This window comes from Ornithinimicrobium murale (assembly GCF_003352835.1).
GTDB classification, from domain to species: domain Bacteria; phylum Actinomycetota; class Actinomycetes; order Actinomycetales; family Dermatophilaceae; genus Ornithinicoccus; species Ornithinicoccus muralis.
Genome location: NZ_QLVD01000015.1, coordinates 60,645 through 80,145, shown reverse-complemented (window position 1 = coordinate 80,145; position 19,501 = coordinate 60,645). Strand labels below are relative to the sequence as shown.

18 protein-coding genes are annotated in these 19,501 nt (G+C 69.7%); 8 read left to right on the top strand and 10 right to left on the bottom strand.

All coding sequences use genetic code 11. The annotated features are described in order from the left end of the window. Positions 1-33: 33 nt before the first annotated feature. From DPQ65_RS15525 to DPQ65_RS05325, 9 genes are read right to left on the bottom strand one after another with little or no spacing between them, the layout of a single operon-like run. Entirely contained in the window at positions 34-651 is a 618-nt protein-coding gene (locus DPQ65_RS15525) for an acVLRF1 family peptidyl-tRNA hydrolase (RefSeq protein WP_162802024.1), read from the bottom strand. A gap of 4 nt (positions 652-655) precedes the next feature. Beyond that, positions 656-982: a metal-sulfur cluster assembly factor gene (locus DPQ65_RS05360; RefSeq protein ID WP_114906350.1), complete on the bottom strand. Its 327-nt coding sequence runs from the start codon at positions 980-982 to the stop codon at positions 656-658. Between the two features lie 30 nt (positions 983-1,012). Further along, positions 1,013-1,477: a Fe-S cluster assembly sulfur transfer protein SufU gene (gene sufU, locus DPQ65_RS05355; protein ID WP_114906349.1), complete on the bottom strand. Its 465-nt coding sequence runs from the start codon at positions 1,475-1,477 to the stop codon at positions 1,013-1,015. A 9-nt stretch (positions 1,478-1,486) separates the two neighbouring features. Beyond that, a complete protein-coding gene (locus DPQ65_RS05350) occupies positions 1,487-2,779 on the bottom strand; it encodes an aminotransferase class V-fold PLP-dependent enzyme (protein ID WP_114906348.1) in 1,293 nt (430 codons plus the stop codon). Next, the gene (gene sufC / locus DPQ65_RS05345) at positions 2,779-3,540 is read right to left on the bottom strand and encodes a Fe-S cluster assembly ATPase SufC (RefSeq protein WP_114906347.1); all 762 of its coding nucleotides are present in this window, start codon (positions 3,538-3,540) and stop codon (positions 2,779-2,781) included. The genes DPQ65_RS05350 and sufC overlap by 1 nt, the downstream gene beginning before the upstream one ends. A gap of 20 nt (positions 3,541-3,560) precedes the next feature. Next, complete coding sequence (locus tag DPQ65_RS05340) at positions 3,561-3,911, bottom strand: non-heme iron oxygenase ferredoxin subunit (protein WP_114906346.1); 351 nt, start codon at positions 3,909-3,911, stop codon at positions 3,561-3,563. Then, positions 3,908-5,113 (bottom strand): Fe-S cluster assembly protein SufD, encoded by a 1,206-nt coding sequence (gene sufD / locus DPQ65_RS05335; RefSeq protein ID WP_114906345.1) that lies wholly within the window; start codon positions 5,111-5,113, stop codon positions 3,908-3,910. Before sufD ends, DPQ65_RS05340 begins: the two co-directional genes overlap by 4 nt. Continuing rightward, positions 5,113-6,534 (bottom strand): Fe-S cluster assembly protein SufB, encoded by a 1,422-nt coding sequence (gene sufB / locus DPQ65_RS05330; RefSeq protein WP_114906344.1) that lies wholly within the window; start codon positions 6,532-6,534, stop codon positions 5,113-5,115. The genes sufD and sufB overlap by 1 nt, the downstream gene beginning before the upstream one ends. Beyond that, entirely contained in the window at positions 6,531-7,244 is a 714-nt protein-coding gene (locus DPQ65_RS05325) for a helix-turn-helix transcriptional regulator (protein ID WP_337589677.1), read from the bottom strand. The genes sufB and DPQ65_RS05325 overlap by 4 nt, the downstream gene beginning before the upstream one ends. A gap of 166 nt (positions 7,245-7,410) precedes the next feature. Between DPQ65_RS05325 and DPQ65_RS05320 the strand changes: the two genes are divergently transcribed. The 3 genes from DPQ65_RS05320 to DPQ65_RS05310 all read left to right on the top strand — a co-directional run bounded on the left by DPQ65_RS05320 (position 7,411) and on the right by DPQ65_RS05310 (position 9,897). After that, positions 7,411-8,115, top strand: a complete 705-nt coding sequence (locus DPQ65_RS05320; protein ID WP_420330071.1) for an ABC transporter ATP-binding protein — start codon at positions 7,411-7,413, stop codon at positions 8,113-8,115. Then, positions 8,112-8,894, top strand: a complete 783-nt coding sequence (locus tag DPQ65_RS05315) for an ABC transporter permease (protein WP_114906342.1) — start codon at positions 8,112-8,114, stop codon at positions 8,892-8,894. The genes DPQ65_RS05320 and DPQ65_RS05315 overlap by 4 nt, the downstream gene beginning before the upstream one ends. Positions 8,895-8,961: 67 nt before the next feature. Further along, positions 8,962-9,897: a COX15/CtaA family protein gene (locus DPQ65_RS05310; protein ID WP_114906463.1), complete on the top strand. Its 936-nt coding sequence runs from the start codon at positions 8,962-8,964 to the stop codon at positions 9,895-9,897. 66 nt (positions 9,898-9,963) lie between these two features. Here DPQ65_RS05310 and DPQ65_RS05305 read toward each other — a convergent pair whose 3' ends face one another. Further along, complete coding sequence (locus DPQ65_RS05305; protein WP_114906462.1) at positions 9,964-10,914, bottom strand: heme o synthase; 951 nt, start codon at positions 10,912-10,914, stop codon at positions 9,964-9,966. Positions 10,915-11,152: 238 nt separating this feature from the next. Here DPQ65_RS05305 and tkt point away from each other — a divergent pair, with 238 nt between their 5' ends. The 5 genes from tkt to pgl are packed head-to-tail and all read left to right on the top strand — an operon-like array spanning position 11,153 to position 19,499. After that, positions 11,153-13,375 (top strand): transketolase, encoded by a 2,223-nt coding sequence (gene tkt, locus DPQ65_RS05300; RefSeq protein WP_238146697.1) that lies wholly within the window; start codon positions 11,153-11,155, stop codon positions 13,373-13,375. 4 nt (positions 13,376-13,379) lie between these two features. Beyond that, on the top strand, positions 13,380-14,504 hold the full coding sequence (tal, locus tag DPQ65_RS05295) for a transaldolase (RefSeq protein WP_114906340.1): 1,125 nt from the start codon (positions 13,380-13,382) through the stop codon (positions 14,502-14,504). Further along, complete coding sequence (locus DPQ65_RS05290) at positions 14,501-16,135, top strand: glucose-6-phosphate isomerase (protein WP_114906339.1); 1,635 nt, start codon at positions 14,501-14,503, stop codon at positions 16,133-16,135. The genes tal and DPQ65_RS05290 overlap by 4 nt, the downstream gene beginning before the upstream one ends. After that, positions 16,132-17,676 (top strand): glucose-6-phosphate dehydrogenase, encoded by a 1,545-nt coding sequence (zwf, locus tag DPQ65_RS05285; protein ID WP_114906338.1) that lies wholly within the window; start codon positions 16,132-16,134, stop codon positions 17,674-17,676. The genes DPQ65_RS05290 and zwf overlap by 4 nt, the downstream gene beginning before the upstream one ends. Beyond that, positions 17,673-19,499, top strand: coding sequence for a 6-phosphogluconolactonase (pgl, locus tag DPQ65_RS05280; RefSeq protein WP_114906337.1), 1,827 nt, complete (start codon positions 17,673-17,675; stop codon positions 19,497-19,499). The genes zwf and pgl overlap by 4 nt, the downstream gene beginning before the upstream one ends. The last annotated feature ends 2 nt before the right edge of the window (positions 19,500-19,501 follow it).

Here is a 19,501-nt window from a genome sequence, read left to right as displayed (position 1 = left end):
GGGTGGGCAGCCCGTTGTCGTACCGGCCACGGTTCAGAGTGGCTCCGCGATCCGGATGCGGGTGGCCCGACCCCGGAGCAGGGTGTCGTGCAGGACCTTCAGCCGCGGGTCGGGCACGTTGTAGAACTCGCGGCGGGGCAGGTCGGTGAGTGGTGCCAGCAGCGGCGCCTCGAGCACCTGGCGCACCAGGGCCTTGTCGCCGCCCACCACGAGGGCGTCCACCAGCGGACCTTGGGGTGTCAGCAGCCGGTCGGCGGCCTGCTCGACCACCCGCTCCACGAGCGCGTCGGCCTGGTTGCCGCGGCGGCGGGCGTATCGTTGCTGGGACCAGCCACCGGCGGCCGTCCGGGACTGCACATAGCGGGTCCCGCAGTAGTGGTCGGTGAGCCGGTCCCCGTCGGCCAGCCCCACGGCATACCCACCCCTGCGCAGCAGGACCAGACCGAGCCGGGCCGGCAGGTCGACCGCCCCGGGTGCCCAGCTCAGCACCTGGGCCACTGCACCGTCGGGCGCAGTGAGCACGAACGGCACGGTCTCCGGGTCGTCCCCCACGGAACGCTCCGGCACACCGTGCCGCTGCGTGAAGCCCTCGATCCACCGGTCCAGGCGTGCGGGGTCGACCTCGACCACCCGCCCCGGGCCGGCGCTCACCGGCTCAGACGTTGAAGCCGAGGGCGCGCAACTGCTCGCGGCCCTCGGGGGTGATCTTGTCCGGGCCCCACGGCGGCATCCAGACCCAGTTGATGCGGTGGCTGGCGACCAGGCCCTCCAGGACGCTGCTGATCTGCTCCTCGATCACGTCGGTGAGCGGGCAGGCGGCGCTGGTCAGGGTCATGTCGATGACCACATGGGACTGGGCGTCCACGGTGAGGCCGTAGACCAGGCCCAGGTCGACGACGTTGATGCCCAGCTCAGGGTCGACGACGTCGTGCAGGGCCTCCTCGACGTCCGCGACGTTGGGTGGTGTGGTGGTCGTGCTCATCGGGTCCTCCTCGTTGGTGGTCTCAGGGTCTCACGTGCGGCTGGCAGCGGTCGAGGACACCACGGAGATGTCCTCACCGCTGCGCGCCAGTGCGTCGGTGAACGCGGTCCAGCCCAGCAGCGCGCACTTCACCCGGGCCGGGTAGCGGGACACCCCGGCGAAGGCCACGCCGTCGCCGATCTTCTCGGGATCTCCGGCGTCCTCGCCCTTGCTGGTCAGCATCCCACGCATCGCCAGGAAGGTCTCCAGCGCCTCGTCCACCGGGTGTCCGATCGTCTCCTCCGCCAGCACCGAGGTGCTCGCGATGGAGATCGAGCAGCCCTGCGCGTCGTAGGAGACGTCGGTGACCACGCCATCGGTGACCTGCACGCGCAGGGTCACCTCGTCGCCGCAGGTCGGGTTGATGTGGTGCACCTCGGCGCCGAACGGCTCGCGCAGCCCGACGTGCTGGGGATGCTTGGAGTGATCCAGGATCAGCTCGCCATACAGGTCCATCGTCCCTCCTCAGGCACTCAGTCCGAAGACGCCGGGCACGGTGTCCAGCGCCGTGACAAAGGCATCGATGTCGGCTCGGGTGGTGTAGACCGAGAAACTCGCCCGGGTGGTGGCCGGAAGGCCCAACCGCCGGTGCAGCGGCCACGCGCAGTGGTGACCCGTCCGCACCGCGATGCCCCGGTCGTCCAGGACCTGACCGACGTCGTGCGGGTGGATCCCCTCGACCGTGAAGGAGACGGCACCGACCCTGTGGGCCGGGTCGGTCGGGCCGATCACCCGCACCCAGGGTCGCTCGGCCAACTGCTCCAGGCAGTATGCCGACAGCTGGGTGTCGTGCTGGTGGACCCGGTCCATCCCGAGCTCGGTGAGGTAGTCGATGGCACTCTGCAGGCCGACGGCCTGCGCGGCCATCGGCACACCCGCCTCGAAGCGCTGGGGCGGTGGTGCGTAGGTCGAGCGCTCCATGTGGACCAGCTCGATCATCGAGCCGCCGGTGATGAACGGCGGCATCGCGGCCAGCAGCTCCGGACGGCCCCACAACACGCCGATGCCCGAGGGCCCGATGACCTTGTGACCGGTGAACGCCAGGAAGTCCACCCCGAGCGCGGTCACGTCGACCGGCAGGTGCGGCACGGACTGGCAGGCGTCCACCAGGGTCAGCGCGCCCACGGCACGGGCCGCGGCCACGAGCGGGGCGACGTCGTTGAGCGTGCCGAGCACGTTGGAGACCTGCGTGAAGGCGAGGACCTTGGTCCGCTCCCCCACCACGGTCGCCGGGTCCTCGAGCCGCCCGTCGTCGGTGACCCCGATCCAGCGCAGGGTCGCCCCCGTGCGCCGAGCCAGCTCCTGCCAGGGCACAAGGTTGGCGTGGTGCTCCATCTCGGTGACCACGATCTCGTCGCCCGGGCCGAGCTGCAGCCGCTCGGCCACCGCTGGGTCGGCACCGTCGATGGCGCCCGGTGCGCCGGCGTTGCTCATCGCGTAGGCGACCAGGTTGATCGCCTCGGTGCCGTTCTTGGTGAACACCACCTCGTCGGGCCCGGCGCCGATGAACCGGGCCACCGTGGCGCGCGCTCCCTCGAAGGCCTCGGTGGCCTCCTCGGCGAGCTGGTGCGCGCCACGGTGCACCGCGGCGTTGCGTGTCGAGTAGTACTCCTGCTCGGCCTCCAGGACGCACCAGGGCTTCTGCGCGGTCGCGCCGCTGTCCAGATAGACCAGGGGACGCCCGTCGCGCACCGTGCGGGAGAGCACGGGGAAGTCCGCCCGGATCCGGGCCAGCTCATCCTCCGTGAAAGCGGTCATCAGACTGCGGCAGCCTGCACGTAACGGTCGTAGCCCTCGTCCTCGAGGCGGTTGGCCAGCTCGGGGCCACCGGACTCGGCGACCTTGCCGGCGACGAAGACGTGCACGTGGTCGGGCTGGATGTAGCGCAGGATCCGCGTGTAGTGCGTGATCAGCATGACGCCCAGACCGGTGTTCTCCTTGACCCGGTTGACGCCCTCGGCGACCACCTTGAGCGCGTCGACGTCCAGGCCGGAGTCGGTCTCGTCGAGCACCGCGATCTGCGGCTGGAGCAGCTCCATCTGCAGGATCTCGTGCCGCTTCTTCTCACCGCCGGAGAAGCCCTCGTTGACGTTGCGCTCGGCGAAGTGGCTGTCCATGCGCAGCGCCTCCATGGCGCCCTTCATGTCCTTGACCCAGGTGCGCAGCTTGGGGGCCTCGCCGTCGATGGAGGTCTTGGCCGTGCGCAGGAAGTTGGACACGGTGACGCCGGGGACCTCGACGGGGTACTGCATGGCCAGGAACAGGCCGGCCTTGGCGCGCTCGTCGACCGCCATCTCCAGGACGTCCTCGCCGTCCAGGGTGATGGTGCCGCCGGTGACGGTGTACTTCGGGTGGCCGGCGATCGCGTAGGCCAGGGTCGACTTGCCGGAGCCGTTGGGCCCCATGATGGCGTGGGTCTCGCCCGAGTTGATGGTCAGGTCGACGCCACGGAGGATCTCCTTGGCGCCGGTGTCGGTCTCGACGCTGACGTGCAGGTCGCGGATCTCAAGAGTGGTCATAACTTCTCCTTGCGAAGTCTTCAGGACGTGAGGGCGACGAGGACGTCCTCGCCCTCGATCTTCACGGTGTGTATGGCGATGGGCTGGGTTGCCGGGAGACCGGTGGGCTCCCCGGTGGTCATGTCGAAGCGCGAGCCGTGCAGCCAGCACTCGATGGTGCCGTCATCCAGGTCTCCCTCGGAGAGGGAGACGTTGGCGTGGGTGCACGTGTCGTCGAAGGCGTGCACCTCGCCGCCGGAGTCTCGGGCGATCGCGACCAGGCGTCCGTCAAAGTTGGCCTGGACCGCGCCCACCTCGGGCAGGTCGGCCAGCGTGCAGACCTTCACGAAGGACTGCTGTCCCGCGTGCTGGGTCTGGACGGGGTCGGTCATGCACTCGCTCCCATGTCGGCCGCGAGCTCCTCCTCGATGGCCGCCATCAGGGTGTCGACGACCTCGGGCACGCCGATCTTGGCGATGATGTCGGCGAAGAAGCCGCGCACCACCAGTCGGCGGGCGTTGGTCTCGTCGATCCCGCGGGACATCAGGTAGAAGAGCTGCTCGTCATCGAACCGACCGGTGGAGCTGGCGTGGCCGGCCCCGGCGATCTCTCCGGTCTCGATCTCCAGGTTGGGGACCGAGTCCGCGCGTGCGCCGTCGGTCAGCACCAGGTTGCGGTTGAGCTCGTAGGTGTCGATGCCCTCGGCCTCCTTGCGGATCAGCACGTCGCCGACCCAGACCGTGTGCGCACCATCGCCCTGCAGCGCACCCTTGTAGGTGACCAGGGAGTTGGTGTGGGGCTCGTTGTGGTCCACGAAGGAGCGGTGCTCCAGGTGCTGACCGGCGTCGGCGAAGTAGACCCCGAGCAGGGTGGCGTCGCCACCCGGGCCCTGGTAGTTCACATTGGCGTTGACCCGCACGATCGAGCCGCCGAGGCTGACCGCGATGTGCTTGTAGGTCGCGTCGCGACCGACCTGGGCATCATGCTGGCCCAGGTGGACCGCGTCGTCGTCCCAGCGCTGCAGCGACACGACGGTCAGTTCGGCGCCGTCGCCGACGATGACCTCCAGGTTGCCCCGGTGGTCCGCCGAGCCGGTGTGGTCCAGGATCAGCAAGGCCTTGCTGTGGTGCCCGGCCTCCACCACGTAGTGGGCGCTGGACAGGCGTCCCGCTCCGTTGCCGTGGACGTTGACCCGGAGCGGCTCGGCATATTCCTTCTCCGCCTCGAGCTTGAGGTGGAGGGCCTCGGTGGTGTGCTTGGAGGCCACGACCGCGCCGCGGTCGCCGGGCACCAGGACGGTGCCGCGGGGAGCCTGGCCGGGGGCCAGTGCCGTCTGCGCGATGACGTCCATCACGCCGGAGACGTCGTAGTCGGCGGCGTAGTCGCCCTCACGGTCGTCGTCACCCTCGTCGGCGAAGACCCCGCCCAACCGGTCGACCGGGGTGAAGCGCCACTCCTCCTCGCGCCCGTTGGGCACCGGGAAGTCGCTGACCTCGAAGGAGGTGAGTCGCGCGGCCCGGGACTCCTCCGGTGCCGCCCCGACGGTGCTCTGCGGGTCGACGTGGTCTCTGGGCTTGTCGGTGAGCAGGGTCATCAGCCGACGGCTCCTTCCATCTGAAGCTCGATAAGGCGGTTGAGTTCGAGGGCGTACTCCATCGGGAGCTCGCGCGCGATGGGCTCGACGAAGCCGCGGACGATCATCGCCATGGCCTCGGTCTCGCTCATACCCCGGGACATCAGGTAGAACAGCTGGTCCTCCGAGACCTTCGAGACCGTGGCCTCGTGGGCCATCTGCACGTCGTCCTCGCGGATGTCGTTGTAGGGGTAGGTGTCCGAGCGGGAGATCTGGTCGACCAGCAGGGCGTCGCAGACGACGCTGGACCGGCTGTTCTTGGCGCCCTCGAGCACCTGGACCAGGCCGCGGTAGGACGTGCGGCCACCACCGCGGGCCACCGACTTGGAGACGATGGTCGAGGAGGTGTTCGGCGCAGCGTGCACCATCTTGGAGCCGGCATCCTGGTGCTGCCCCTCGCCGGCGAAGGCCACCGACAGGGTCTCGCCCTTGGAGTGCTCACCGAGCAGGAAGACGGCCGGGTACTTCATGGTGACCTTGGAGCCGATGTTGCCGTCGATCCACTCCATGGTGGCACCCTCGGCGCAGGTGGCGCGCTTGGTGACCAGGTTGTAGACGTTGTTCGACCAGTTCTGGATCGTCGTGTAACGCACGCGGGCGTTCTTCTTCACGATGATCTCCACGACGGCGCTGTGCAGGCTGTCGGTCTGGTAGATCGGAGCGGTGCAGCCCTCGACGTAGTGCACCGAGGAGCCCTCGTCGGCGATGATCAGGGTCCGCTCGAACTGGCCCATGTTCTCGGTGTTGATCCGGAAGTAGGCCTGCAGCGGGATGTCGACGTGCACGCCCGGGGGGACGTAGACGAAGGAGCCGCCGGACCAGACCGAGGTGTTGAGCGCGGCGAACTTGTTGTCACCGGAGGGGATGACCGAACCGAAGTACTCGCGGAACAGGTCCTCGTGCTCGCGCAGCGCGGTGTCGGTGTCCAGGAACAGGACGCCCTTCTCCTCCAGGTCCTCACGGATCTGGTGGTAGACCACCTCGGACTCGTACTGGGCGGCGACACCAGCGATGAGCCGCTGCTTCTCGGCCTCCGGGATCCCCAGGCGGTCGTAGGTGTTCTTGATGTCGTCCGGCAGCTCGTCCCAGGTGGTCGCCTGCTTCTCGGTGGAGCGGACGAAGTACTTGATGTTCTGGAAGTCGATGTCGGTGAGGTCGCTGCCCCACGTCGGCATGGGCTTCTTGTCGAACAGCTTCAGGGCCTTGACCCGCTGCTCGAGCATCCAGGCCGGCTCGCTCTTGCGCTCGGAGATGTCGCGGACGACGTCCTCGTTCAGTCCACGCTTGGCGGACGAGCCAGCCGCATCACTGTCCGCCCAGCCGTACTCGTAGGTGCCTAGGTCTTTCAGACCTGGGTTGAGCTCTTCGATGTTGGTGCTCATCGCGTAGACCTTCCTTCAGGGGACTCGACGACAACCGGACCCTCGGTCAGGGCCGCGGTGGGGATATAGGTGGTGCAGACGTGCTCGCCGCCGGCCAGGGTGGCCAGGCGCTGCACGTGGACGCCGAGGAGCCGCGAGAAGGCCTCGGTCTCGGCGTCACAGAACTGACGGAACTCAGTGGCCACGTTGCGCACCGGGCAATGACCTTGGCATAACTGGATCCCGGCCACTCCGGTGCCCTGCCCGACCGGGCGTGTCGTGGCGGCAAAACCCTCAGCGGACAGGGCGTCCGAGAGTGCCTCGATGCGGGCGACCAGGTCGTCCCCGGCGGCATCCACGGCAGTCCGCAGGCGCCGCTCCAACTCGTGGATCTGCTCCTCGGCGAACTCCTCGACGGCCGAGTCACCAGAGTGCTCGGCCAGGAACTTCAGGGCGGCGGTGGCCACATCGTCGTAGGTGTTGGACATCTGCGCCTGGCCGTGCTCGGTCAGCACGAAGCTGCGCGCTGGCCGGCCGCGGCCGCGGCGACCCGGTGCGGCCTCGTGCTCCGCGATCAGGTCGGCTTCCTCGAGGGCATCCAGGTGACGGCGCACGGCCGCGGGCGTCAGGCCCAGGATGCCGGCGAGGTCACGGGCCGAGATGGGGCCGCGCTCGCCGATGGCACGACGGACACGGTCCCGGGTCCGGGACTCCGCGGTGCCGTCAGCCATAAACACCATGCCAGTGTGACCTATATCCACACCAAGTCCAACGAAGGACCCCCTAACCTCATTCCCCACCCATTCTTGGGGAGGTTCGGACCACCCTCCACCCATTCTTGGGGAGGTTCGGACCGCCGGTCATCGGCCCCAGCCACGTCGCATAGGCTCTCCCGTCGTGATCCGCGTCCACCAGTTGACTCGCGCCTTCGGGCGGGTCCGTGCCCTCGACGGTGTTGAGTGGACCGCCCGACCTGGTCAGGTCACCTGCCTGCTCGGGCCGAACGGAGCGGGCAAGACGACCACCGTGGAGATCGCCGAGGGTCTGCAGCACGCCGACAGCGGCACGGTGGAGGTGCTGGGGGCCGACCCGTGGCGCGCCGGCCCTGACCACCGCGCGCGGGTGGGCGTGATGCTGCAGGACGGCGGGCTCCCCCAGTCCGTCCGACCGGTGACGCTGCTGCGACACCTCGCCCGCTTCTACGCTGCACCGGCTGACGTGAGCACCCTGGTGCGCGAACTGGAGATTGACGACTTCGCGGGCACCACGGTGCGTCGCCTCTCCGGTGGACAGCGACAGCGCGTCGCCCTCGCCGCCGCCCTTGTCGGACGCCCCGACGTGCTCTTCCTGGATGAGCCCACCGCCGGCCTCGACCCTCACGTGCGCCGCACGGTCTGGGGGCTCATCGCCCGCACCGCCAGGGAGGGCGCCACCGTCGTGGTCACCACCCACTCCTTCGAGGAGGCCGAGCGACTGGCGGACCACCTGGTGATCATGGCCCGGGGCCGCACCGTCGCCGAGGGGACGCCCGCAGAGGTGGCGGGCGGGGAGAGCCTGGAGTCGGCATACTTCGCTCTCACCGACGGGAGGGAGAGCGCATGACCAGACCTGTCCAGAGCGACGGATCGACACAGACCTCCCGATCTGCCCCCGCAGTGCGCCGGGTCCTGGCGCAGGCCGGCTTCGAGGCGCGTGGGCTGCTGAGTCACGGCGAGCAGCTGATCGTCAGCATCGTGCTGCCGCTGATGGCACTCATCGGGCTGGCCGTGACGGACGCGCCGTCCCTGGGCGAGGGTGAGCGGATTGATGTCGCAACGGCGGGCGTGCTCGCACTGGCGGTCATCTCCACGGCCTTCACGGGGCAGGCGATCCTGCTTGGTTTCGAGCGCCGCTACGGGGTGCTGCGGCTGCTCGGCACCACGCCCCTGGGGCGTGGCGGTCTGCTGCTGGCCAAGGCCCTGTCGGTGTGTGCGGTCCTCGCCGTGCAGGTGCTCGTGCTCGGGATCATCGCCGCGTTCCTCGGGTGGAGCCCTGCTCCGGCCGGGATCCCCGCTGCGCTGCTGGTGGCCGGCGCCGGCGTCCTGGCCTTCGCCTCCCTCGCCGTGCTGATCGGTGGCACGCTGCGTGCCGAGGGGGTGCTGGCCCTGGCCAACCTGCTGTGGGTGCTGCTTGCCGCGCTGGGTGGGGTGCTCATCTCGGCCGACCGCTACCCGGCGCCGTGGGACACGATCGTCGGGCTGTTGCCGTCGGCGGCCCTGGGCGACGGCATGCGGATCGCGCTCGTCTCAGGCGGCTTCCCGGCCCTGGAGATCATGGTCCTGCTGGTGTGGGGCATCCTCGCCTCGGCCCTGGCCGCCCGCTACCTGCGCTGGTCGGACTGAGCCAGCCAGCCACCTGCCCCGGGCGGGCGGCTCAGGAGCGGTGACGGGAGCGGCATACGATGAGGCAGTGCCCGTGACCTCCCCCTGGCTTCGCCGCATCCTGCTCACCAACCTGGTCCTGCAGGTGCTCATCGTCGTCACCGGCGGGCTCGTGCGCCTGACCGGCAGCGGCCTGGGCTGCCCGACCTGGCCGCGGTGCGAGGAGGGGTCTTTCACCCCGGTGGTCCATGATGCGTTGACCTTCCATCCGTTCATCGAGTTCGGCAACCGGCTGCTCAGCATGGTGGTTGGTGCCGTCGCCCTGCTCGCCGTCTGGGCCGTATGGCGCTGGGCTCGTGACCGGAGGCCGATGCTGGGCCTGGCCCTCGGCATCCTCGGCATCACGATCGGTCAGGGCGTCCTGGGCGGGGTCACCGTCCTCACCGGACTGCACCCGACCACAGTGATGGCGCACTTCCTGGTGTCGATGACCCTGATCGCTCTCAGCACGGCCCTGCTCCTGCGAGAACGGGAACCTGACACCCCCGCCGTCGCCCTTGTCCCGCGCATCGTGCGTCAGCTGGGACTGGCCACCGGTGTCGTCCTGGTTGTGGTGCTGGTGCTCGGGACCGTCGTGACCGGCTCCGGCCCTCACTCTGGTGACGCGGATGAACCGGCCCGGTTCGGGTTCGACCCACGAACGATCTCGTGGCTGCACGCCGACGCCGTGATGCTCTTCGTCGGGCTCGTGGTCGCCATGGTCGTCGCGACGAGCCTGCTGTCGGGAGCGGCCCGGTCCCGTGGGTGGTGGGGCGCGGTCATGCTCATCTCCCTGGCGCAGGGGGTCGTCGGCTACACGCAGTACCTCACGGGACTGCCGGAGGCGCTGGTGCTGGTGCACATGCTCGGAGCGGCCGCGCTCACGATCGGTGTCACGGGTGGGTTGCTCACCCTCTGGGAACGTCCGCTGGTCAGCGCGACAGCGGAGCCCCTGGGCGAGGACGACGCGGCCCTGCGCAGCTAGCACCCGACAGGGCGCCGCCCGCACGGCCGTCGTCTCGAGGTGATCGAGGCGCGTGCGGGACCGGTCTCAGAATGCGGGGAGGGCGAGGAACACGAGAGGGTCGACCGCCACCCCGATGAACAGCAGCGTCAGATAGCTGATCGAGAAGTGGAACAGCCGCATGGCACCCAGCTTGTTGCCGGTCTCCCCCGCACGCGCCCTGGTCTGCAGGCGGTGTGCCTCGACGAGGAAGATGGCTCCGGACAGCAGTGCGACGCCGGTGTAGATCCAACCCATCGGCGCCACCGGGATCAGCGCCAGCGAGGTCAGGACCGTGGCCCACGAGTAGATGACGACCTTGCGCGCGACCGCCAGGTCCTGGGCGACCACGGGCAGCATCGGCACGCCGGCCGCCGCGTAGTCCTCCTTGAACCGCATCGACAGCGGCCAGTAGTGCGGCGGCGTCCAGAAGAAGATCACCATGAACAGCACGAGGGCGGGCCAGGCGAGGCTGTTGGTGACGGCCGACCAGCCGATCAGCACAGGCATGCACCCGGCCACGCCTCCCCAGACGATGTTCTGGCTGGTGCGGCGCTTGAGCAGGATCGTGTAGAAGCCGATGTAGAGGGCGATCGCCCCCAGCCCCAGCCACGCCGACAGCCAGTTGACGAAGAGCCCCAGCCAGAGCGTGGCGATGATGCCGAGCACCACACCGAAGATCAGCGCGGCCCGAGGCGTGATCACCCCGGTCACCAGGGGACGCTTCTCGGTCCGGTGCATCTGTGCGTCGATGTCCCGGTCCAGGTAGCAGTTCAGCGTGTTGGCCGATGCCGCGGCCAGGGTGCCGCCGATCAGCGTGGCGAGCACCAGCCACAGCGCGGGTATGCCGCGCTCGGCGAGGAACATCACCGGGAAGGTGGTCACCAGCAGCAGCTCGATGATGCGCGGCTTGGTCAGCGCGATGTAGTCCAGGACCACTTGGCGCCACCCGCGGTCCACAGCAGGCGTTGTCCCTGTCGAGCGGTCGAGAGTGGTCACGTCGTCCTTGTCACTGTCGCGAGCGTATGCGGACACACCAGTGGGTGAGGTCCGTTCCAGCCCTCATCGTAGCGGTCGAGGCTGCCCGGGCGGGCACTGGATCGCCGGGTGGTGGTGCCTCTCACACCCGGGCTCGTGGACACCCGGGGTGGGCCGTGCGTGTTGGCAAGGACGCGACTAAGGTCGACTCGTGATGGTGCTCTCCCGCACCGCCCGACGAGACCTCAGGAGTGCCCCCGTGACCGACACCACCCAGGACACCCCCACCCGGGACACGAGCCTGAAGGCTCCCGTGGCCAGCGAGGTCGGCTGGACCGCTCTCGATGTGCGGGCTGTCGACACGGCACGGGTGCTGGCAGCCGATGCCGTGCAGCGGAGAGGGAATGGTCATCCCGGCACGGCGATGAGCCTGGCGCCCCTGGCCTACCTGCTCTATCAGAACGTCATGAAGCACGACCCGAGCGACCCGGACTGGCTCGGTCGGGACCGGTTCGTCCTGTCGTGCGGCCACTCCAGCCTGACGCAGTACATCCAGCTCTACCTGAACGGCTACGGCCTCGAGCTGAGCGACATCGAGGCGTTGCGCACCTGGGGCAGCCTCACCCCCGGCCACCCCGAGGTGCACCACACCACCGGTGTCGAGCTGACCACCGGCCCGCTCGGGTCGGGCCTGGCCACGGCCGTGGGGATGGCCGCGGCCCAGCGCCGGCAGCGGGGACTGCTCGACCCGGACGCCGCCCCCGGCACCTCCCCCTTCGACCACCACATCTGGGTGGTTGCCTCCGACGGCGACATCATGGAGGGCGTGGCGTCCGAGGCCTCCTCCTTCGCCGGTCATCAGGAGCTCGGCAACCTCACGCTGATCTACGACCAGAACTACATCTCCATCGAGGACGACACCGACATCTCGTTCTCGGAGGACGTCGCCAAGCGCTATGAGGCCTACGGCTGGAACACCGAGACCATCGACTGGCGCGCGGGCGAGGAGTACGTCGAGGACGTCGACGCGCTCTACGCCGCGCTGGAGCGCAGCAAGACCTCCGACAAGCCGACCCTGGTGCTGCTGCGCACGATCATCGCCTGGCCGGCTCCGACCAAACGGGACACCGGCGCCTCCCACGGCTCGGCGCTGGGCGACGACGAGGTGGCGGCGACCAAGAAGCTGCTGGGCTTCGACCCGGAGGTGACCTTCCCCGATGACCAGGAGGTCCTGGGACACACCCGCAAGGTGATCGACCGCGGACGGGACGCGCACGCGGAGTGGGACACGGCATACAACGCCTGGCGGGAGGCCAACACCGACCGGGCCGCGCTCCTGGACCGTCTGGTCGCCCAGGACACTCCCGAGGGCTTCGCCGACGCCTTCCCCGTCTTTGAGGCCGACCCCAAGGGCAAGGCGACCCGCGCAGCCTCCGGTGAGGTGCTCAACGCCCTCGCCCCGCTCATGCCGGAGCTGTGGGGTGGCTCCGCGGATCTGGCCGGCTCCAACAACACCACGATGAAGGGCGAGCCGAGCTTCGTGCCGGCGGCCAAGTCCACCGACATGTTCGCGGGCAACGACTACGGTCGCACCCTGCACTTCGGCATCCGCGAGAACGGCATGGGCATGATCCTGTCCGGCATCGCGCTGGAGGGACTGACCCGGCCCTATGGCGGCACCTTCCTGGTCTTCTCCGACTACATGCGCCCCGCGGTGCGCCTGGCCTCGATCCAGCAGCTGCCGGTGGTCTATGTCTGGACGCACGACTCCATCGGTCTGGGCGAGGACGGTCCCACGCACCAGCCGGTCGAGCACCTTGCCGCCCTGCGGGCCATCCCCGGTCTGGACGTGATCCGCCCGGCCGACGCCAACGAGACGGCGGTCGCCTGGCGGACCGCACTGCAGGTCACCGACCACCCGATGGCGCTGGCACTGACCCGACAGAACGTCCCGACCTTCGACCGCACAGAGTTCGCCTCGGCGGACCTGACGGCCAAGGGCGGCTATGTGATGGCCGACGCCGACGGCGGCGAGCCCGACGTGATCCTGATCGGCACCGGCTCCGAGGTGCAGCTGGCGGTGCAGGCCCGCGACCAGCTGGCCGAGCAGGGCGTGCGTGCCCGGGTGGTGTCCATGCCGTGCCGGGAGTGGTTCGACGGCCAGGACCAGGCCTACCGCGACGAGGTGCTGCCGCCCACGGTGCGGGCCCGTGTCAGCGTGGAGGCCGGCGTCGCCCAGGGATGGCGCGAGCTGGTCGGCGACGCCGGCCGCAGCGTCAGCCTGGAACACTTCGGTGCCTCCGCCGACTACGAGACCCTCTACCGGGAGTTCGGCATCACGGCGGAGGCCGTGGCCGCAGCGGCCCAGGAGTCCATCGCTGCGGCCGCGGGCAACGAGCCGCCGACCCACAACACCCCGTCCGAGCCCGCCGAGGGCCAGCGCACCATCGGCGATGTCCCCTCATCGACCCAGGAGAAGTGATCACATGTCTGACGCCACCCCTCTCGCAGCCCTGTCCGACGCCGGTGTCTCGATCTGGCTGGACGACCTCAACCGCGCGATGATCACCGAGGGTGAGCTCCAGGAGCTCATCGACACCCGGCACGTGGTCGGCGTGACCACCAACCCGACCATCTTCGCCAACGCCCTCTCCGACGGAGAGGCCTACACCGACCAGGTCAAGGAGCTGGTGGCAGCCGGCGCCGACGTCGATGCCGCGGTCTTCGAGCTGACCACCGAGGACGTCCGCAGCGCCTGTGACGTCCTGCGGCCGGTCTACGAGGCCACCGACGGGGTCGACGGGCGCGTCTCCATCGAGGTCGACCCGCGTCTGGAGGACAACACCGATGGCACCGTCGAGATGGCCCAGAAACTCTGGAAGGCGGTTGACCGGCCCAACCTGCTGATCAAGATCCCGGCCACCCTGGAGGGTCTGCCGGCCATCAGCCAGGTCCTTGCGCAGGGCATCAGTGTCAACGTGACCCTGATCTTCTCCCTGGACCGCTACCGCGGGGTGATGAACGCCTTCCTCACCGGTCTGGAGCAGGCGCGTGAGGCGGGGCACGACCTGTCCCAGATCCATTCGGTCGCCTCCTTCTTCGTCTCCCGCGTGGACAGCGAGGTTGACCAGCAGCTGGACGCCATCGGCACCGAGGAGGCTCATGCCCTGCGCGGACAGGCCGGTCTGGCCAACGCCCGACTCGCCTACCAGGCCTATGAGGAGGTCTTCAGCACCCCACGCTGGCAGAACCTCGCGGACGACGGTGCCAACGCCCAGCGGCCGTTGTGGGCCTCGACCGGCGTCAAGAACCCGGACTACTCCGACACCATGTATGTCGATGGCCTGGTGGCGGCCAACACCGTCAACACCATGCCGCACGCCACCATGGAGGCCGCGGCAGACCACGGCAACGTCACGGGGGACACGATCACCGGGACGTATGCCGAGGCGCAGGAGGTCCTGGACCGTCTCGAGACCGTGGGGGTCAGCTATGCGCAGGTGGTCGAGACGCTGGAGACCGAGGGCGTCGACAAGTTCGTGAAGTCGTGGAACGACCTGCTGGCCTCCGTCCAGGGCGAGCTCGACCGTCTGGGTGGAGAGGGCAAGTGAGCTCGCTGTCCGTCGAGGCCCTCGGAGCCGCGGCCGACGCCGTCGAGACCCACCTGCCCACCCTGGTCGAGGACCGGGTGGCCTCGCGCCTGTTCGCGCAGGACCCGACCCTGTGGGGCCCGGCTGCCGAGGCCGAGTCGGCGATCCGCCTGGCCTGGACCGGCCTGCACCGCACCTCCCGGCCCCTCATCGGTGAGATCGCCGCCCTGCGCGAGCAGCTCACCGAGCGGGGTGTGCACCGCATTGCGCTGTGCGGGATGGGAGGCTCCTCCCTCGCGCCGGAGGTGATCTGCGCCACCGCAGGCGTGGAGCTCGTGGTGGTCGACTCCTCCGACCCCGACATGGTCCGTGCGTGCGTGGAGGAGGACCTCGCAGGGACCGCCGTGGTGGTCTCCTCCAAGTCCGGGTCGACGGTCGAGACCGACTCCCAGCGGCGCATCTTCATCCAGGCCTTCCAGGACGCCGGGATCGACCCGACCGAGCGGGTGGTCATCGTCACCGACCCGGGCAGCGCGATGGACACACAGGCTCGGGCCGATGGTTATCGCGTGATCAACGCCGATCCCGATGTCGGTGGGCGCTACTCGGCGCTGACCGCTTTCGGCCTGGTTCCCTCGGGTCTGGCCGGGGTCGATGTCGGCGCTCTGCTGGACGAGGCCGAGGAGGTCGCCGACCTGCTGGCCGAGGACGACGCCGCCAACCCGGGCCTGCGGCTCGGGGCGGCGCTCGGGGGCACCGACCCGTTGCGAGACAAGCTCATCCTGACCGACCGGGGCACCCAGATCGTGGGGTTCGCCGACTGGGCCGAGCAGCTCATCGCGGAGAGCACCGGCAAGGAGGGCACGGGCCTGCTGCCGGTGGTGGTCGGGACCGACGGCGCCGCCGAGGCGGTCGCCACGGCTGCGGACGCCACGGTGGTGGCGCTCACCGCTGAGGACGATGACGAGGCCGACCCGACCGACACGGTCCCCGCCCAGATCAACGTGTCCGGGACGCTGGGTGCCCAGCTGCTGCTGTGGGAGGTCGCCACAGCGGTCGCCGGGCGGCTGCTCGGCATCAACCCGTTCGACCAACCCGATGTGGAGAGCGCCAAGGACGCTGCCCGTTCCCTGATGGAGACCCCCTCGGACACCGCCGAGCCCGCACTGGGCACGGACGGGGCGGTGGAGCTCCGCACCGCTGGGACGGCCCTGGACCTGGCCGGTGCCGAGGACTCCCTGCCGGCGGCGGTCGAGGCACTCCTCGCCGAGCTCGACCCCGAGCGCGGCTACCTCGCCGTCATGGTCTACCTCGACCGACTGGCCCACGTGGACCTGGAGTCGGTCCGGGGAGCACTGGAGCAGCACACGGGACGCCCGGTCACCTTCGGCTGGGGACCGCGCTTCCTGCACTCCACCGGGCAGTTCCACAAGGGCGGTCCGGCCGTCGGGGTCTACCTCCAGGTCACCGGGGAGCCCTTCGAGGACGTGCCGGTCCCCGGCAAGGACTTCACGCTGGGCACCTTCATCAAGGCCCAGGCGGCCGGTGACGCCCAGGTGCTCGCCGACGCCGGCCGGCCGGTGCTGCGGCTGCACCTGACCGACCAGACCGACGGCCTGACCCAGTTGCGAGAGGTGCTGGGTCAGCGGTGAGCCCGGTCGAGATCTCGGCTGGCCGCAACCCGCTGCGCCACCCGGACGACAAACGGCTCCCGCGCATCGCGGGGCCGTGCAGCATGGTCATGTTCGGCGTCACAGGGGACCTGGCCCGCAAGAAGCTGATGCCGGCCATCTATGACCTGGCCAACCGGGGCCTGCTTCCCGCCGGCTTCTCCCTGGTCGGTTTCGCCCGTCGCGACTGGGCCCACCAGGACTTCGGCAAGGTGGTCCACGACGCGGTCCGGGCGCATGCCCGCACCCCCTTCCGGGAGGACGTGTGGCGCAGCCTGGCCGAGGGGTTCCGGTTCGTTCCCGGCAACTTTGACGACGCGGACGCCTACGACGTGCTGGCCAACACGGTGCGTGAGCTGGACGAGGAGCGCGGGACCGGAGGCAACCACGCCTTCTATCTGTCGATCCCCCCGACCTACTTCGCCACGGTCTGTGAGCACCTTCGGGCCTCCGGGCTGAGCGACCCGATCCCGGGCAGCTGGCGGCGGGTGGTCATCGAGAAGCCGTTCGGGCACGATCTGGCCAGCGCGCAGGAGCTCAACAAGATCGTGGAGGACGTCTTCCCTCCCGACTCGGTCTTCCGGATCGACCACTATCTGGGCAAGGAGACCGTGCAGAACCTGCTGGCGCTGCGCTTCGCCAACCAGATGTTCGAACCGATCTGGAACAGCAACTACGTCGACCACGTCCAGATCACGATGGCCGAGGACATCGGCATCGGGGGACGGGCCGGCTACTACGACACGGTCGGGGCAGCCAAGGACGTCATCCAGAACCACCTGCTGCAGCTGCTGGCCCTCACGGCCATGGAGGAGCCGATCGACTTCACGGCCCGCGCCGTGCGCACCGAGAAGCTCAAGGTGCTGGCCTCGGCCCGTCTCCCCCAGGACCTGAGCACCTCCACCTCTCGGGGGCAGTATGCCGAGGGCTGGCAGGGCAGCGAGCTCACCCAGGGTTATCTCCAGGAGGACGGGGTCGCCGCTGACTCCCGCACCGAGACCTATGCCGCGCTCAAGCTGGAGGTGGACACCCGACGCTGGGCCGGTGTGCCCTTCTACCTGCGGGCGGGCAAGCGGCTCGGCAAGCGGGTCACCGAGATCGCGGTGATGTTCAAGCGCGCGCCACACCTGCCGTTCAGCACCACCGCGACCGAGGAGCTGGGGCAGAACGCCATCGTCATCCGGATCCAGCCGGATGAGGGCATCACGATGCGCTTCGGCTCCAAGGTGCCCGGCAGCCAGATGGAGGTGCGGGACGTGACGATGGACTTCGGCTACGGCGCGTCCTTCACCGAGTCCAGCCCGGAGGCCTACGAGCGCCTGATCCTGGACGTGCTGCTCGGCGACCCCCCGCTGTTCCCCCGGCACGAGGAGGTCGAGCTGTCCTGGAAGATCCTCGACCCGGTCATCGACTACTGGGATGAGCACCAGGTGGTGCCGGGCACCTACCCCGCCGGCACGTGGGGCCCCCAGTCCGCCGACGACCTGATGCGCCGTGACGGGCGCGAGTGGAGACTGCCGTGATCGACGACCTGCCCAGCACGACCACGACCGAGATCAGCAAGCGTCTGGTCGCGCTGCGGCACGCGGTGGGGGCGATGGCCATGGGGCGGGTGCTCACGCTGCTGCTGATCACCGACGAGGAGGGAGCCGACGCGGCGCTCGAGGTGGCCAATGACGCCACCCGCCAGCATCCAGCGCGCATCCTGGCGATCGTGCGCGCCAACCGTCGTGGCGCCAGTCGGCTGGACGCGCAGATCCGCGTCGGTGGTGATGCTGGCGCGAGTGAGATCGTGGTGCTGCGCCTCTACGGGGAGATGGCCGACCACGGCGCCTCCGTGGTGACACCGCTCCTCCTGCCCGACTCACCCATCGTCGCGTGGTGGCCCGGGGAGCCGCCGACCGACGTGGCCACCAGTCCCCTCGGTGGGATCGCCCGACGGCGCATCACCGACGCTGGCGCGTGCAGCAAACCGTCGACCCAGCTCAAGCGGCGGGCACGGACCTATGCGGCCGGGGACACGGACCTGTCCTGGACCCGCATCACCCGCTGGCGCGGGCTGCTGGCGGCGGCACTGGATGAGGCTCCGCACGTCCCGGTGCAGTCCGCTTCCGTCGTCGCAGAGCCCGGCGAGCCCAGCGCCGACCTCATCGCAGGCTGGCTGGCCCACGCCCTCGAGGTCCCCGTGCAACGCGTCAACAGCTCCGCCGGCAGCGGCATCGTCAGCATCCGGATGGACCGGGAGGACGGCCCCATTGACCTGGTGCGTGCCCGAGAGGGCCTGTCGACGCTGAGTCAGCCCGGCCGCCCGGTGCGGGAGGTTCCGCTCAGCATTCCGTCAGCCGCTGAGTGTCTGGCGGCCGAGCTGCGACGACTGGATCCGGACGAGATCTACGCCGCCGCCCTGACCGAAGGGCTGCCGCGTGTCACCCGCCGAGGCAAGGGTGCGGCGCGTGCCGCCCGGGCGGGACACGTGCCGGACGGCCCGGCAGAGGTCAGGCCTAGCTCTGCGCCGGCCATGTCCTCCCGTGCGCTGCGCGACCGGGCGCCCCAGGAGTCTGCTCCACCTCAGGAGCAGCTCCAGGAGCGTGTCCAGGAGGAGCTCGCCGAGGTCGCCACCGGCGAGGTGCGTCGCGCCGCTGACCCGGAGGCACTCGCCGCCGACGTCGCTGCGGACATCGCCACCGTCATCAAGGACGCCGTGGCTCTCCGGGGAGTCGCCCATCTCGTGCTCACCGGTGGGTCCATGGGCGCGCGCACCGTCAAGGCACTGTCCCGACGTCGCCTGCCCAAGACCACCTGGGCGAAGGTCCACCTCTGGTGGGGCGACGAGCGTTTCGTCCCGACCGGGCACGAGGACCGCAATGACCAACAGGCGCGTGAGGCCGGTCTGGAGTCACTCCCGGTCCCGGCGGAGAACATCCACTCCGCACCGGCAGGCAGCACCGGGAAGCAGTTGCCTGAGGCTGCCGCAACCTGGGCGAGTGACCTGGCCACGCACGCGGTCGAGGGCGAGATCGCACCCCGCTTCGACATCGTGCTGCTCGGGGTGGGACCTGACGCCCACGTGGCCTCGCTCTTCCCCGACCGTGACGAGCTCACGGTGACGGACCGGAGCACCGTGCCGGTCACCGACTCCCCCAAGCCGCCGCCACTGCGGCTGTCCCTGACGGTGCCGGTGATCAACGGTGCGGACCGGGTGTGGCTCGTCGTCGCCGGTGCGGACAAGGCGGAAGCCGTCACGGCGGCTCGCGCCGCGACCGACGACCCGCACCTTCCCGCCTCGTGGGTGCGGGGCACCCGCGAGACGGTGTGGTGGCTCGATGACGCTGCGGCCGGCAGTTGATC

Coding starts and splice junctions, on each gene's coding strand:
- DPQ65_RS05360 (WP_114906350.1), bottom strand. CDS start 982: ATGAGCACGACCACCACACCACCCAACGTCGCGGACGTCGAGGAGGCC.
- sufU (WP_114906349.1), bottom strand. CDS start 1,477: ATGGACCTGTATGGCGAGCTGATCCTGGATCACTCCAAGCATCCCCAG.
- DPQ65_RS05350 (WP_114906348.1), bottom strand. CDS start 2,779: ATGACCGCTTTCACGGAGGATGAGCTGGCCCGGATCCGGGCGGACTTC.
- sufC (WP_114906347.1), bottom strand. CDS start 3,540: ATGACCACTCTTGAGATCCGCGACCTGCACGTCAGCGTCGAGACCGAC.
- DPQ65_RS05340 (WP_114906346.1), bottom strand. CDS start 3,911: ATGACCGACCCCGTCCAGACCCAGCACGCGGGACAGCAGTCCTTCGTG.
- sufD (WP_114906345.1), bottom strand. CDS start 5,113: ATGACCCTGCTCACCGACAAGCCCAGAGACCACGTCGACCCGCAGAGC.
- sufB (WP_114906344.1), bottom strand. CDS start 6,534: ATGAGCACCAACATCGAAGAGCTCAACCCAGGTCTGAAAGACCTAGGC.
- DPQ65_RS05325 (WP_337589677.1), bottom strand. CDS start 7,244: ATGGCTGACGGCACCGCGGAGTCCCGGACCCGGGACCGTGTCCGTCGT.
- DPQ65_RS05315 (WP_114906342.1), top strand. CDS start 8,112: ATGACCAGACCTGTCCAGAGCGACGGATCGACACAGACCTCCCGATCT.
- tal (WP_114906340.1), top strand. CDS start 13,380: ATGTCTGACGCCACCCCTCTCGCAGCCCTGTCCGACGCCGGTGTCTCG.